At 50.5% G+C, this 13,496-nt stretch carries 16 protein-coding genes; 11 read left to right on the top strand and 5 right to left on the bottom strand.

From position 1 onward, the window contains the following. Nucleotides 1-57: 57 nt before the first annotated feature. From frdA to CWM53_RS28405, 5 genes are all read left to right on the top strand, one after another. A complete protein-coding gene (gene frdA / locus CWM53_RS28425; protein WP_061156040.1) occupies nt 58-1,848 on the top strand; it encodes a fumarate reductase (quinol) flavoprotein subunit in 1,791 nt (596 codons plus the stop codon). Further along, nucleotides 1,841-2,575, top strand: a complete 735-nt coding sequence (locus tag CWM53_RS28420) for a succinate dehydrogenase/fumarate reductase iron-sulfur subunit (RefSeq protein ID WP_061156041.1) — start codon at nt 1,841-1,843, stop codon at nt 2,573-2,575. The genes frdA and CWM53_RS28420 overlap by 8 nt, the downstream gene beginning before the upstream one ends. 10 nt (nt 2,576-2,585) lie before the next feature. Beyond that, nucleotides 2,586-2,981, top strand: a complete 396-nt coding sequence (frdC, locus tag CWM53_RS28415; RefSeq protein ID WP_074387291.1) for a fumarate reductase subunit FrdC — start codon at nt 2,586-2,588, stop codon at nt 2,979-2,981. Between the two features lie 10 nt (nt 2,982-2,991). Beyond that, nucleotides 2,992-3,351 (top strand): fumarate reductase subunit FrdD, encoded by a 360-nt coding sequence (gene frdD, locus CWM53_RS28410; RefSeq protein WP_061156043.1) that lies wholly within the window; start codon nt 2,992-2,994, stop codon nt 3,349-3,351. Nucleotides 3,352-3,464: 113 nt separating this feature from the next. Beyond that, nucleotides 3,465-3,998, top strand: a complete 534-nt coding sequence (locus CWM53_RS28405; protein ID WP_074387292.1) for a lipocalin family protein — start codon at nt 3,465-3,467, stop codon at nt 3,996-3,998. On the opposite strand, the gene sugE is transcribed toward CWM53_RS28405, so the two are convergent. The 4 genes from sugE to efp form a co-directional block, all read right to left on the bottom strand. Further along, nucleotides 3,995-4,312, bottom strand: a complete 318-nt coding sequence (sugE, locus tag CWM53_RS28400) for a quaternary ammonium compound efflux SMR transporter SugE (RefSeq protein ID WP_049157131.1) — start codon at nt 4,310-4,312, stop codon at nt 3,995-3,997. The two genes, CWM53_RS28405 and sugE, sit on opposite strands and share 4 nt — an antisense overlap. Before the next feature lie 143 nt (nt 4,313-4,455). Beyond that, the gene (gene ecnB, locus CWM53_RS28395; protein WP_004206423.1) at nt 4,456-4,602 is read right to left on the bottom strand and encodes a lipoprotein toxin entericidin B; all 147 of its coding nucleotides are present in this window, start codon (nt 4,600-4,602) and stop codon (nt 4,456-4,458) included. Between the two features lie 159 nt (nt 4,603-4,761). Next, nucleotides 4,762-4,893 carry an entericidin A/B family lipoprotein gene (locus tag CWM53_RS28390; RefSeq protein WP_025712607.1) on the bottom strand — a complete coding sequence of 44 codons (132 nt, stop codon included), beginning with the start codon at nt 4,891-4,893 and terminating at the stop codon, nt 4,762-4,764. Nucleotides 4,894-4,966: 73 nt separating this feature from the next. Beyond that, the gene (gene efp, locus CWM53_RS28385) at nt 4,967-5,533 is read right to left on the bottom strand and encodes an elongation factor P (protein WP_004206421.1); all 567 of its coding nucleotides are present in this window, start codon (nt 5,531-5,533) and stop codon (nt 4,967-4,969) included. A gap of 41 nt (nt 5,534-5,574) precedes the next feature. Between efp and epmB the strand changes: the two genes are divergently transcribed. Next, nucleotides 5,575-6,603, top strand: a complete 1,029-nt coding sequence (gene epmB, locus CWM53_RS28380; RefSeq protein ID WP_074387293.1) for an EF-P beta-lysylation protein EpmB — start codon at nt 5,575-5,577, stop codon at nt 6,601-6,603. Nucleotides 6,604-6,727: 124 nt separating this feature from the next. Here epmB and CWM53_RS28375 read toward each other — a convergent pair whose 3' ends face one another. Continuing rightward, nucleotides 6,728-7,372 carry a winged helix-turn-helix domain-containing protein gene (locus CWM53_RS28375; protein ID WP_100730099.1) on the bottom strand — a complete coding sequence of 215 codons (645 nt, stop codon included), beginning with the start codon at nt 7,370-7,372 and terminating at the stop codon, nt 6,728-6,730. Between the two features lie 474 nt (nt 7,373-7,846). Here CWM53_RS28375 and CWM53_RS28370 point away from each other — a divergent pair, with 474 nt between their 5' ends. The 5 genes from CWM53_RS28370 to CWM53_RS28350 all read left to right on the top strand — a co-directional run bounded on the left by CWM53_RS28370 (nt 7,847) and on the right by CWM53_RS28350 (nt 13,458). After that, nucleotides 7,847-8,398 carry a fimbrial protein gene (locus tag CWM53_RS28370; RefSeq protein WP_074387294.1) on the top strand — a complete coding sequence of 184 codons (552 nt, stop codon included), beginning with the start codon at nt 7,847-7,849 and terminating at the stop codon, nt 8,396-8,398. 69 nt (nt 8,399-8,467) lie between these two features. After that, nucleotides 8,468-9,157, top strand: a complete 690-nt coding sequence (locus CWM53_RS28365) for a molecular chaperone (RefSeq protein ID WP_074387295.1) — start codon at nt 8,468-8,470, stop codon at nt 9,155-9,157. A 58-nt stretch (nt 9,158-9,215) separates the two neighbouring features. Next, nucleotides 9,216-11,753, top strand: coding sequence for a fimbria/pilus outer membrane usher protein (locus CWM53_RS28360; protein ID WP_074387296.1), 2,538 nt, complete (start codon nt 9,216-9,218; stop codon nt 11,751-11,753). A gap of 26 nt (nt 11,754-11,779) precedes the next feature. After that, on the top strand, nt 11,780-12,790 hold the full coding sequence (locus tag CWM53_RS28355) for a fimbrial protein (RefSeq protein WP_074387297.1): 1,011 nt from the start codon (nt 11,780-11,782) through the stop codon (nt 12,788-12,790). Nucleotides 12,791-13,068: 278 nt separating this feature from the next. Next, nucleotides 13,069-13,458, top strand: coding sequence for a hypothetical protein (locus CWM53_RS28350; protein WP_100750906.1), 390 nt, complete (start codon nt 13,069-13,071; stop codon nt 13,456-13,458). Nucleotides 13,459-13,496 lie beyond the last annotated feature (38 nt).

The following is a 13,496-nucleotide window of genomic DNA, read 5'->3' as shown; positions in this document are numbered from 1 at the left end:
GCAGTGATACTTTTTCGCCAGCCCGGCGGCGAAATACACTAAAACTGGAGGAATGTCGTGCAAACTTTTCAAGCCGATCTCGCCGTAATTGGTGCCGGCGGAGCAGGCCTTCGTGCCGCTATCGCTGCCGCACAGGCCAACCCCAATGCCAAAATCGCCCTGATTTCTAAAGTCTATCCGATGCGCAGCCATACGGTCGCTGCAGAAGGGGGATCCGCAGCCGTTGCCCAGGATCACGATAGCTTTGAGTACCATTTTCACGACACCGTCGCCGGAGGCGACTGGCTGTGCGAGCAGGATGTCGTCGACTATTTCGTTCATCACTGCCCGACGGAAATGACCCAACTGGAACAGTGGGGATGCCCGTGGAGCCGCCGCCCTGACGGCAGCGTCAACGTCCGGCGCTTCGGTGGTATGAAAATCGAACGCACCTGGTTTGCCGCCGATAAAACCGGCTTCCACATGCTGCATACCCTCTTCCAGACCTCCCTTCAGTTTCCCCAAATTCAACGCTTTGATGAGCATTTCGTCCTTGACCTGCTGGTCGATGACGGGCAGGCCCGCGGCCTGGTGGCGATGAATATGATGGAAGGCACCCTGGTGCAGATCCGCGCCAACGCGGTCGTGCTGGCCACCGGTGGTGCCGGGCGCGTCTATCGCTACAACACCAACGGCGGCATCGTTACTGGTGATGGTATGGGTATGGCGCTGGGCCATGGTGTGCCGCTGCGCGATATGGAATTTGTTCAGTATCACCCGACTGGTCTGCCGGGCTCCGGGATCCTGATGACCGAAGGCTGCCGCGGGGAAGGCGGGATTCTGGTCAACAAAAACGGCTATCGCTACCTGCAGGATTACGGCATGGGCCCGGAAACCCCGCTCGGCGAACCGAAGAACAAATATATGGAGCTGGGTCCACGCGACAAAGTTTCCCAGGCCTTCTGGCACGAATGGCGGAAAGGAAACACCATCCCGACGCCACGCGGTGACGTGGTCTACCTCGATCTCCGCCACCTCGGCGAGAAAAAACTGCTGGAGCGTCTGCCGTTTATCTGTGAGCTGGCGAAAGCCTACGTCGGCGTCGACCCGGTGAAAGAGCCGATTCCGGTACGGCCGACCGCGCACTACACCATGGGTGGTATCGAAACCGATCAGCAATGCGAAACCCGGATTAAAGGGCTATTTGCCGTGGGCGAATGCTCGTCCGTCGGTCTGCACGGCGCCAACCGTCTAGGTTCCAACTCGCTGGCCGAGCTGGTGGTCTTCGGCCGTCTGGCCGGGGAACAGGCCATGCAGCGCGCCGCTCAGACGACCGAGGCGAATAGCGCCGCACTGGATGCGCAGGCTGCGGATGTGGAGCAACGTCTAAAAGCGCTCGTGAACCAGGAAGGTAACGAAAACTGGGCGAAAATCCGTGACGAAATGGGCCTGTCGATGGAGGAAGGCTGCGGCATCTACCGTACGCCGGAGCTGATGCAGAAAACTATCGATAAGCTGGCTGAGCTGCAGGAACGCTTTAAGCGCGTGCGCATTACCGACAACTCCAGCGTATTCAACACCGACCTGCTTTACACCATTGAGCTGGGCCACGGCCTGAACGTTGCCGAATGTATGGCGCACTCGGCCATCGCGCGTAAAGAATCGCGCGGTGCGCATCAGCGTCTGGATGAAGGCTGTACCGAGCGCGACGACGTCAACTTCCTCAAGCACACCCTCGCCTTCCGCGAGGCCGATGGCACCACCCGTCTGGAATATGGCGACGTGAAGATCACCACGCTGCCACCGGCAAAACGTGTTTATGGCGCCGAAGCGGAAGCGGCCGAGAAGAAGGAGACCACCCATGGCTGAGCTGAAAACCCTGAAAGTCGAAGTGGTGCGCTACAACCCGGAGGTCGACACCGCACCGCATAGCGCGTTCTATGACGTGCCCTATGATGAGCAAACCTCGCTGCTGGACGCGCTGGGTTACATTAAAGACAACCTGGCGCCGGACCTGAGCTACCGCTGGTCCTGTCGGATGGCGATCTGCGGCTCCTGCGGCATGATGGTCAACAAGGTGCCGAAGCTGGCCTGCAAAACATTCCTGCGTGATTACACCAAAGGTTTAAAGGTTGAGGCGCTGGCCAACTTCCCAATCGAGCGCGATCTGGTGGTGGATATGACCCACTTTATCGAAAGCCTGGAGGCCATTAAGCCGTATATCATCGGCAATAACCGCACGCCGGACCAGGGGCCAAACAAGCAGACCCCAGCCCAGATGGCCAAATACCATCAATTCTCCGGCTGCATCAACTGCGGGCTGTGCTATGCCGCCTGCCCGCAGTTCGGCCTGAACCCGGAGTTCATCGGCCCGGCGGCGATCACGCTCGCCCACCGCTACAACGAAGACAGCCGCGACCACGGCAAAAAGGAACGTATGGCGCAGCTTAACGGCCAGAACGGCGTCTGGACCTGCACTTTCGTGGGCTACTGCTCGGAAGTGTGTCCGAAGCACGTCGACCCGGCGGCCGCGATCCAGCAGGGCAAGGTGGAAAGCTCGAAAGACTTTCTTATCGCGACCCTGAAACCACGCTAAGGAGTGCATTATGACGACGAAACGCAAACCCTACGTGCGGCCGATGACCTCCACCTGGTGGAAAAAACTGCCGTTTTATCGCTTCTACATGGTGCGGGAAGGCACGGCGGTACCGACGGTATGGTTTAGCATTGTGCTGATTTACGGGCTGTTTGCCCTCAAGCACGGCGCCGAAAGCTGGGCGGGATATATCGGATTCCTGCAAAACCCGGTGGTGGTGATCCTCAATCTGATCACTCTGGCGGCGGCGCTGCTGCACACCAAAACCTGGTTTGAGCTGGCGCCGAAAGCCGCCAACGTCATCATCAAAGGCGAAAAAATGGGGCCAGAGCCGGTCATTAAAGGGCTCTGGGTGGTGACGGCAGTGGTCACCGTGGTAGTCCTGTTTGTCGCTCTGTTCTGGTAAGGAGGCTGAGATGATTAATCCCAATCCGAAACGTTCCGACGAACCCGTATTCTGGGGGCTGTTTGGCGCTGGCGGTATGTGGGGCGCGATTGTCGCGCCGGTGATGGTGCTGCTGGTCGGCATCTTGCTGCCGCTGGGGCTCGCCCCGGCCGACGCCTTCAGCTATGAACGCGTGCTGGCCTTTGCCCAAAGCTTTATCGGCCGCGCGTTCCTGTTTCTGATGATTGTCCTGCCGCTGTGGTGCGGTCTACACCGTATTCACCACGCCATGCACGACCTGAAAATCCATGTGCCCAACGGTAAGTGGGTCTTCTACGGCCTGGCGGCAATCCTCAGCGTCATCACCCTCGTTGGCGTACTGTTTATCTGATCCTGCAAGAGCCCGGCTGCATTTCTGCTACCGGGCTCGCTTCATAGAAAAATCTTGCCGCCTTTTCCCTGCTGGACTCTACACTTAGCTTAAAAGCCAGCAAGGAGCATGCCATGCGTATCCTGCCGATAATGACCGCGATTGCCGTCTCGTTCCTGTCTGTCGCCTGCAGCACGCCCACCCCGCCGCCGGGCGTCACCGTAGTCAGCCCCTTCGATGTTCAGCGCTATCTGGGTACCTGGTATGAAATCGCCCGCTTTGACCACCCTTTTGAGAGTGGGCTGGAAAAGGTCACGATCGCCTGGCACCCACGTGATGACGGCGGTCTGGACGTGACCAATAAAGGCTATAACCCCGACCGCGGCATGTGGCAGAAAACGGACGGGGTGGCCTACTTTACCGGGGAGCCCAGCCGCGCCGCGCTGAAGATTTCCTTCTTCGGCCCTTTCTACGGCAGCTATAACGTCATTGCGCTGGATAAGGAGTATCGTTACGCGCTGGTCTGCGGCCCCGATCGCGATTATCTCTGGCTGCTGGCGCGGGCGCCCACCATCGCTCCGGAGGTCAGGCAGCAGATGCTGGATATTGCCACCCGGCAGGGCTTTGATGTCAGCAAACTGATCTGGGTCAATCAGCGCTACAACTAGTGCGCGCTAATCTTCAGTCCAATGATGCCGACCACGATGCAGGCGAGACTGGCGATACGCATAACGCTGGCGGATTCACCCAACAGCACAATACCGGTCACGGCGGCGCCCACGGCGCCGATCCCAGTCCAGACCGCGTAGGCGGTACCGACAGGCAGGGTTTTCATCGCCCACGAAAGCAGCGCCATGCTGACGACCATCGCCACGATGGTGATGACGCTGGGAACCAGCCGGCTAAAGCCATGGGTATATTTCAGGCCAACGGCCCATACCACTTCCAGCAGACCAGCGATAAACAAGACAATCCAGGACATAAGGCTCCTTTGCTGGGGCCGTCCCCGGATGAGAAACGCCTACGGGTCGTCCCGTAAGGTGGATGAAAAGTCGCAGTGAGTATAGCTAACAGGATAGGGGAAGTGAAGAACGGTACGGCGTAAAACCGTACCGTCGACGGCGTTTATTGCTGAGCTTTGGTTGCCGCGCCAGAGATTGCGCTACCGCCTTCTGAAATATCCTGACCCACTCCGCGCGTAGTGTTACAAGCAGTCAGTGCTGAAGAGAGGACCAAAACCGTAAAGAACGCTGCAATCGTTTTTTTCACCATAATGTCATCCTTAGTGTCAGTTTTGTTTTCATGCCCTATAAGCATAGACAAACCGTCCAAAGATGAAGGGATCTTTGCGTTTTTTAAGAGAAAAGGAGTATTAATGGAGGAGCCTGACATATCGGTAGGCAAGCGCCATTAACGAAACGGCAGGGAAATTTAGCTCACAGCGTGAGAGATAGCGTGGCCCAGGCCCTGAATATCTTCACCCACACCGCGGGCGGTATTGCAGCCAGCCAGCAGGACGCTGCTCAGAAAGAGTAACACCAGGAGTTTAACGCTGCGCTTCATGTGTCGTGCTCGTCGTACCTGTAAGGAGAGAGCGGCGCAGCACGGAGGCTGCGCCGGTCATCATGACGCGAAATTACTTCACGCGGGATACGTATTCGCCAGAGCGAGTATCCACTTTGATCACTTCGCCAATCTGAACGAACAGCGGAACCTTAACCACCGCGCCGGTGGACAGGGTCGCTGGTTTACCGCCGGTACCCGCGGTGTCGCCTTTCAGACCTGGATCGGTTTCCACGATTTCCAGCTCAACGAAGTTCGGCGGGGTGACCGCGATCGGCTGGCCGTTCCACAGGGTCACGATGCACTCAGCCTGATCCAGCAGCCACTTAGCGTTGTCACCGATTGCTTTCGCGTCAGCAGACAGCTGCTCGAAAGTTTCGTTGTTCATGAAGTGCCAGAACTCACCGTCGTTGTACAGATAAGTCAGGTTCATATCGACAACGTCCGCGCCTTCTGCGGAATCGGTAGATTTGAAGGTTTTCTCAACACGGGTACCGGTCAGCAGGCGGCGCAGCTTAACGCGTGCAAACGCCTGGCCTTTACCTGGTTTAACGAATTCGCTGGCTTCTACCGCATAAGGTTCGCCATCTAACATGATTTTAAGACCAGCACGAAAATCGTTGCTATAGTAAGTCGCCATAAGGCCCTCTGAAATTGTTTAACTGGTAGCTAAGCCACAAAATGGCGCATATTGTAACCCTAAATACCCCATCCAGAGAAGATTGGATAACGCAACTTGCCAATGTTGTGACCAGTCCTGATGAACTGCTGCGTCTTTTAAATGTAGACGCTGATGAAAAACTGCTGGCCGGACGCGAGGCCAGACGCCTGTTCCCGCTGCGCGTCCCGCGCGCGTTTATCGCCCGCATGGAGAAAGGCAACCCTAACGATCCGCTGCTTCGTCAGGTACTTACCGCCGAGGAAGAATTTATCGTTGCCCCCGGTTACTCCACCGATCCGCTGGAAGAACAGCACAGTGTAGTGCCCGGTCTGCTGCACAAATATCGCAACCGGGCCCTGTTGCTGGTGAAAGGCGGTTGTGCAGTCAATTGCCGTTATTGTTTCCGCCGCCACTTCCCTTATGCCGAAAATCAGGGCACCAGGCGCAACTGGCAGACGGCGATGAACTACATAGCTGAGCATCCGCAGCTCGATGAAATCATCTTCTCCGGCGGCGACCCGCTGATGGCGAAGGATCATGAACTCGACTGGCTAATGACCCAGCTGGAAGCCATTCCGCACGTTAAGCGCCTGCGTATTCACAGCCGCTTGCCGATTGTGATCCCGGCGCGCATTACTGAGACGCTGGCCAGCCGCTTCCAGCGTTCGTCGCTGCAGGTAATTCTGGTTAACCACGTCAATCACGCGAATGAAATTGACGATGAGTTTCGCGCGTCGATGGCCATGCTGCGTCAGGCGGGGGTCACGTTGCTCAACCAGAGCGTGCTGCTGCGCGGGGTGAACGACAACGCGCAAGCGCTGGCCGACCTCAGCAATGCGCTGTTCGACGCCGGGGTAATGCCCTACTACCTGCACGTGCTGGATCGGGTGCAAGGGGCGGCACACTTCATGGTTAGCGATGATGAAGCACGTGAAATCATGCGTGAACTATTGACCCTTATCTCCGGCTATATGGTGCCGAAGCTGGCGCGAGAGATCGGCGGCGAACCCAGCAAGACACCGCTGGATTTAGGGCTGAAGCAGCGATAAACGTCAGATTCATTTGTCTGCCAGGACGGTCTGGCAGACAAGCCATATGGAGCCATTTCTCGCCAGGGGGTTAGGTAACCGGCTATCCGCTATCACATTACATGATAAATCCCTTTGCGACGAGCTACCGGTGTAGCACCAGCAGCACCACAATATTAATCACAATCATCACTACAATCAGCGTGGTTAACCAGGTGGGCATTTTAAAAGTCACCTGTAATCGTTCCGATTCTTTTCCTGCTATTTCCACTTTATTTTCTATCAAATTATCATGCTGACTCGCGACGTTTCTCGTTAATGGGATAACTAAACGATCATCATAATTAACATTCCCATCAGGAAGAACCTCGACAGCCTTATTATTTTGATAATGCGTTAATGTTACCCGGTTCATGTTTTCACACTCTTCATCAGAGAGAGGGATGATCAGGGTATCAGGTGAGACGCTGAACCCTTTTTGCCTTACGGTGATAATGATATCCGCCGACAGCCCCGCTTTGAGTAATGATTTTCGCAGCAAAGAGATATTTTGATAGAACGTATTTTGCGAAACTACTACGCCCCGGTTTTCCCAAACGGCAGCCAAAAACTCATCCCGCGAAATCACTTTGCCGCTATTCTGCAGGAGCAATAGCAAGCATCTGGCGGTGGGGGCGTTAAGGCTAACACTCCCACCATCGCCGGAAAGCGGCCGTAATTCATTCATACTGGCATTAAAGATAACTTCATGATTAATCATACATCCATTAAATAACACAGTTTCATCCATATCCCTGCCCCACGAAAAACCATTATCTATAATAAAATTCAATTAATTCAGTCAACTCATTCAATGAACATTATCACTTCAAACAGAAGCGAGCTCGGTTCACATTGACCGTCTCTGGACAGAATACTGCAGATAAAAAGACAAGCGACAATTATCTTGTTTAGTCACCACATTTTCAGATTAAATTCATCACAGTTGGAAGCGCCCTCGCATCAAAAACAGTGAATGTTAAATTCACGAGCGCTTCATAAAGAATTCACAAGCATTTTTTGCACCAGACTTTTAAATTACTCCCGCTTTCCCATGGCTCGCTATGGCAAGCGATATCATAGAGCCGACAATTATATTGGTAAATATCGAGCCCATCTCATTTTATCAAAATTATCAATGAATGATATGTCATTCACATGATAATGACTAATTATCGGTATCTATGCAGGACTAAGTAACTTTATATTTATATGGACTTGTAAAATGAAAAAAAATGCTAAGCTTCTCGCTGCATTCGTAGCTGCGTCAATCATCTCCTGCAACGCACTGGCGGCTGACGGTACCGTTCAGTTCACTGGTACTATCACTGATGCATCCTGCGAAACGCATATCGGCAGCCTGACTGGCGGCAGCAACGAAACCGTTGATCTGGGCATTGTACCTGTGAGCAGCTTCACTGGTGTTGGCTCAACTGCAGCACAAGGCGCTGGCTCCACTAATGTGAAGATCTTCCTGACCGAATGCCCGGCGGGCACTCCTACCCAAGCCAGCCTGAAGTTTGATGGTGCATATTACAATGGCGACAACAGCTACCTGGCACTGGACAGCGGTTCTACCGCATCCGGCGTTGCGATCCTGCTGTCTAACCCAAGCGGCAATGCGCTGAAACTGGGTGAAGCTTCTGAGCCGTTCACCTTGAACGTAGGCACCGGTAGCTCTACCGAGCTGAACTTCAAAGCAGCTTATATCCAGCGCGAAGCCACAATCTCTGCTGGTACTGCGAACTCTAGCGCTACCTTTACCATTAACTACTAATAATAGTTAAGATGTAATTTGTGCTCCCATACATGGGGGCACATCATCTTTAAATAAGCAGAGAAAATTATGCGTACTATTTTATCATTTTTCCTGTCAATAATGATGGTTCTTTTTCATATTACGAATGCCCAAGCGGGAGTTGTGATTGGCGGTACTCGCCTTGTGTACCCGGAAGGAAAAAAAGAGATAAATATTACTGTCGAGAATAAAGAAAACTTCCCTTATTTGATAAAAACATTCCTCGAGAAAGGAAGCATTGAAGCATCTTCTGGCTATTTTATGATCACGCCTCCACTCTTTCGTCTTGATGCTCAGCAAAAGAGCGTTTTACGCGTCTTCAACGCAAGCAATGCAATGCCAGCAGATCGAGAGTCACTTTTTTACTTTAACGTAACATCCATCCCAGCGGCGACAGATGAAGATGCGAAACAAAATACACTGCAAATCGCAGTGCGCAATCGGATGAAATTATTTTATCGGCCAAAGGCGCTTGCTGATGACACACCAGAAAATGTCACTAACAAATTAACTTGGGCAGTATCCGGAGGAAAACTCAAAGTCACAAACCCTACGGGTTATTACATGAACTTCTCTACTGTGAAAGTTAATAATGGATTAATAAAGGATGCGCTATTACTTGCGCCATTCTCCAGCACTGAATATGTACTTCCCAATGGAGTATCAAGTGGGACCGTAATCTGGAAGATCATAAACGACCAAGGTGGTATTGGTCCGGAACATAAAACCACATTATAAAAGTGCATAGACGGAAAAAAACAATAAGGCGATATTTGCTAATATAAAGGATTATGCAATGGTTTTTAAATTTAGATACACCACCTATTCTCTTGCGTTGATGAGTGCCTGTCTTACTTGCTTGAGTTCAAATGCCATTGCTCGAGACTTTTTCAACCCGGCATTTTTGAACGGTATGAATGGTTCGGACCAAGTACCGGATCTTTCAGCATTTGAGCATGAAAACTCACAGTCTCCGGGTAAGTATCGTGTTGATATAATTGTTAACGATGTATTTATAGATACTAGAGATGTTGAGTTTATTGCTAAAAACTCAGCTAGTGGTAAGAACAGCAATGCCCTTCAGCCATGTTTAGGTGTGAAAGATTTTCGTGGATTCGGTATTAGAACTGATTCATTTGCAAACTTAATTGATAATACACAAGGGTGCGCAGATATTTCAGTTATTCCTGAAGCGTCTTATGAATTTACTTTTAGCACGCAAACGTTAAGGTTTAGTTTACCGCAGGCGGCTCTCAGCCCGGCCATTCGTGGTTATGTGTCCCCGGATCAATTTGATGATGGCATCACAGCTTTGCTGATGAATTATCAGTTCAACGCTTCTAACAGCTATGCACGCCAGTCCAATATCAGCGACACCGAGAACTATAATCTCAATATGCAACCAGGTCTCAATCTGGGCCCATGGCGCTTGAGGAACTACACCACATGGAACAAGTCTGACAGCGGTTCAAGCTCAGGGGACTGGGATACAGTCTATACCTATGTAGAACGAAATATTCCAACAATTAAAAGCGTTTTAACGATGGGCGAAAGTTCATCAACTGCAGATATTTTTGATAGCGTTCCTTATACAGGTGCTCAGTTAGCCACCGACGACCAAATGGATGCCGATAGCATTCAGGGATATGCTCCTGTTGTTCGCGGGATCGCAAGAACGAATGCTAAAGTCTTAATTAAGCAAAACGGATATTTGATCTATCAATCTTATGTTCGTCCCGGTGCATTTGAAATTTCAGATATGTATTCCACTGGCGGTAGCGGTGACCTCTATGTCACGGTAGAAGAGTCAGATGGTAGTAGACAAGAATTCGTTGTACCCTATGCCTCTCTGCCGGTTCTGCGTCGCGAAGGTAGCCTGAAGTACAGTATCACCTCTGGGCAATATCGCCCCTACGATGGTGCCGTTGACGAAACACCATTTACACAAGCCACAGCCAGCTATGGTTTACCATATGGTGCTACCACGTTTGGAGGTTTTCAGTCATCCTCAAAATACCAGTCTGTTGCACTCGGCATTGGACAAAATATGGGTGACTTTGGTGCAGTATCCGTCGATGTCACACAAGCATGGTCAACATTAAAGAATCAGGATAAAACATCAGGTCAATCCTGGCGTATACGATATAGTAAAAATTTAACCGATATCGGAACAAACTTATCTATTGCTGGTTATCGTTACTCAACGTCTGGTTATAATACTTTAGGTGATGTGTTAAATAGTTATCGCAATAGCGGAAGTTATTCATACGACCGTGTTCGTAATAGAACAGAAGCGACAATTAGTCAGAATATGGGTCGTTCATTGGGCTCCTTAACACTCAATGGTGTGGTTGAAGATTACTGGAATGAAGATCGCCGTAACACTTCTCTCAGTGTTGGCTATAATAACACCTGGAAATGGATTAATTATTCACTGAATTACTCATATAACAGGTCTTCACAAATCAATGGCGACTCGAATCGACACTATGATAGCGATAAGCTATTCTCACTCACATTAAGTCTACCATTTAGCAGTTTGTCACCAAACACGTGGGCAACGTATTCAATGAACACGGCGAACCCGGGCTCAACGTCTAACAGCGTTGGGTTGAATGGAACGGCCTTGGCTGATAATAATTTAAGCTGGAACGTTCAACAGTCTTATGATAACGACCAATATGCTAGCGGCAGTGCTGGCATGGATTATAGTGGCACTTATGGTGAAGTTTTTGGTAGCTATGACTACGATCACAATGCGCAACGTATCAACTATGGCGCGTCAGGCAGTCTTGTGCTTCATGAAAATGGTTTAACTCTTGGGCAACAATTGGGCGACACTGCAGCTCTGGTAAAAGCACCAGGAGTAGCTGATACCCGGATATTAAATGAAACCGGCGTAAAAACAGACTTCCGCGGATATGCCATTGTCCCGTATCTGACGCCTTATCGTTATAATGAAATTATGTTGGATAGCGAAACTTTTGCTGATGACGTCGATATGGACATTACAGCTCAAAAAGTTGTTCCAACCCGTGGTGCTATATCCAGAGCAAACTTTAGTGGTAATGTTGGATTTAGAGCAATCATTAGATTGGTTGATACTTTAAATAATCCTTTGCCTTTCGGTGCCACTGTATCTGACCCTGCCCAGGAAAATTATAGCAGCATTGTTAACGATAATGGCATGGTATACCTTACTGGCCTTCAAGAGACTGGCTCGTTGAAAGTGCAATGGGGTAAAAAATCGACTCAAATGTGTACTGCTGCATTCTCATTACAAACTGCTTCGCAGAACGCAGGGATAACACAGTCTCAAGCGGTTTGCCGCTAATCGGATGCGATAAAAGGATATTGAGCATGAGAGTTACTAGAACCAATATATTGCATATAAGCCTGTTGCTCGCGGCTACGTCTCTGACTATCGGCAAGGCGCAGGCGGCAGATTGCTCTGTCAGTGCTGGTCGAGCAAATGTCACCATTAATTCACTCAAAATCGACCCCAATGCACCGGTTGGTAGCGTATTAAAAGTACAGATTGTAAATACTCGAAATAATCCCGCCTCCTTTAACTGTGGAACGCAGGCGCTGTGGTATGGGTCAACGATGGGTTCTACTTTTAGTACAGAATCTGCTGTTTCGGGAGTCTATGAAACAGGACTAACTGGTATCGGTATCCGCGTTACGGATATTGTTTATCGCTCACAGTATGCCCCCTATACACAGAGTCCGGCTTTGGGAAAATGGGACGGCAACGATGCCACTGGTACGGTAAAGATAGAGATTATTAAAACAGGTGAAATCCCTGCTACCAATAAAGGAAAATTTAAAACAGGTACGCTGGTTACTGCCAAAGTTAACTCACGTGCAACTCCGGTTGGTGCCAAGCAATTTTATGAAATCTATATCTCCAATGGGCCCTCCGGCGGCTGGACGGCGAAAAGTTGTACTTTAAGTAACTCAAACCGTAACCAGACAGTACAGATGGGGACTATCAGCAAAAGTGATTTTAACAGTGGTGGCTACGGTCCTGTAAAAAATTTCAAGCTGGTGATTAACTGCCCCGATGGCATCCCTACCGATGCGCCGGTGAAAATTTCCTTCGAGCGAATGACATCTGGTGCAACTGATGGTTTTATGGATGTTGATTCAACAGTCGCCAATGCAGCCCAGAACGTAGGCGTTGAGGTGCGTGATAACAATAACACCTTGCTGAAATTTTCTTCGGATTACACCTACACGAGTTCCAGTGTTAGTAACAAAGAACTCACGCTTCCAATGACTGCCAGGTATAAGGCTGCAACCACCGTCGGTAACATTGGCCCAGGCACGGCAAATACCGGAATGACGGTTACCATCGATCAGGATTGATATACAACCCTAATAATAAAACCCTCATCTATTGCTGAGGGTTTTATTTTCGATGAATTTTGAGTGTGAAGTATTAATTCACATTGCATGATAATACAACATCCTTTAGTTTTATGCGGGTTTTTCCGAACCATGATACAAGTTGTCGCTATGATCTTACCAGTCGCGAATATTCGTATTATTGTTCAAATAATATTTATATTAGCTATAGCTGTAAGGAGCATTTCTCCAGCTCTCTAAAATGGAGATATCAATTTTAAATTTTAAAGGAAATAAAAATGAAAGAATTATCAATTATCGAAATGGATTACGTCTCCGGGGCTGCGGACACCCCGGGATGGGGCACCGGCTATCACTGGGATTTCAGCTCTGTTGAAAGCACCCTTGCCACTATCGCCAACAATGGATGGCAGGCTATTGCCGGTCTGATCGCTGGCGGCGTGGGTGGAACGCTCGGCGGCATAGCGGCCGGGGCTGCTATCGGTGGTAATACCGGCGGCAATCTCGGCTTCGGCCTGCTTGGTGCCCTGGGTGGTGCCATCGTCGGCGGCATTGCAGGCCTGATTGGCGGCCTGACCGCGGGCTTCTTTGGCGGTTTTGATACCGTTGCTCAGATTGCTGAAGACGTGCTGTATGCGGGCTTCAACGGCACACTTGTGTTCTGGTAAGTCTGAACTAATAAACACTATTAAGGCCCGTTTGCGGG

Origin of the sequence: Klebsiella sp. A-Nf5 (assembly GCF_002810545.1) — a bacterium.
GTDB classification, from domain to species: Bacteria; Pseudomonadota; Gammaproteobacteria; order Enterobacterales; family Enterobacteriaceae; genus Klebsiella; species Klebsiella variicola.
Note: the sequence above shows the minus strand (reverse complement) of the source record. Positions and strands in the feature narration are given on the sequence as shown.

Bases quoted from the DNA above. Each gene is read 5' to 3' on its own strand.
- CWM53_RS28375 (WP_100730099.1), bottom strand. From the start codon at position 7,372: ATGGATGAAACTGTGTTATTTAATGGATGTATGATTAATCATGAAGTT.
- CWM53_RS28350 (WP_100750906.1), top strand. From the start codon at position 13,069: ATGAAAGAATTATCAATTATCGAAATGGATTACGTCTCCGGGGCTGCG.
- frdC (WP_074387291.1), top strand. From the start codon at position 2,586: ATGACGACGAAACGCAAACCCTACGTGCGGCCGATGACCTCCACCTGG.
- CWM53_RS28420 (WP_061156041.1), top strand. From the start codon at position 1,841: ATGGCTGAGCTGAAAACCCTGAAAGTCGAAGTGGTGCGCTACAACCCG.
- frdD (WP_061156043.1), top strand. From the start codon at position 2,992: ATGATTAATCCCAATCCGAAACGTTCCGACGAACCCGTATTCTGGGGG.
- CWM53_RS28360 (WP_074387296.1), top strand. From the start codon at position 9,216: ATGGTTTTTAAATTTAGATACACCACCTATTCTCTTGCGTTGATGAGT.
- CWM53_RS28355 (WP_074387297.1), top strand. From the start codon at position 11,780: ATGAGAGTTACTAGAACCAATATATTGCATATAAGCCTGTTGCTCGCG.
- ecnB (WP_004206423.1), bottom strand. From the start codon at position 4,602: ATGGTGAAAAAAACGATTGCAGCGTTCTTTACGGTTTTGGTCCTCTCT.
- CWM53_RS28370 (WP_074387294.1), top strand. From the start codon at position 7,847: ATGAAAAAAAATGCTAAGCTTCTCGCTGCATTCGTAGCTGCGTCAATC.
- efp (WP_004206421.1), bottom strand. From the start codon at position 5,533: ATGGCGACTTACTATAGCAACGATTTTCGTGCTGGTCTTAAAATCATG.
- CWM53_RS28390 (WP_025712607.1), bottom strand. From the start codon at position 4,893: ATGAAGCGCAGCGTTAAACTCCTGGTGTTACTCTTTCTGAGCAGCGTC.
- CWM53_RS28365 (WP_074387295.1), top strand. From the start codon at position 8,468: ATGCGTACTATTTTATCATTTTTCCTGTCAATAATGATGGTTCTTTTT.
- sugE (WP_049157131.1), bottom strand. From the start codon at position 4,312: ATGTCCTGGATTGTCTTGTTTATCGCTGGTCTGCTGGAAGTGGTATGG.
- CWM53_RS28405 (WP_074387292.1), top strand. From the start codon at position 3,465: ATGCGTATCCTGCCGATAATGACCGCGATTGCCGTCTCGTTCCTGTCT.
- epmB (WP_074387293.1), top strand. From the start codon at position 5,575: ATGGCGCATATTGTAACCCTAAATACCCCATCCAGAGAAGATTGGATA.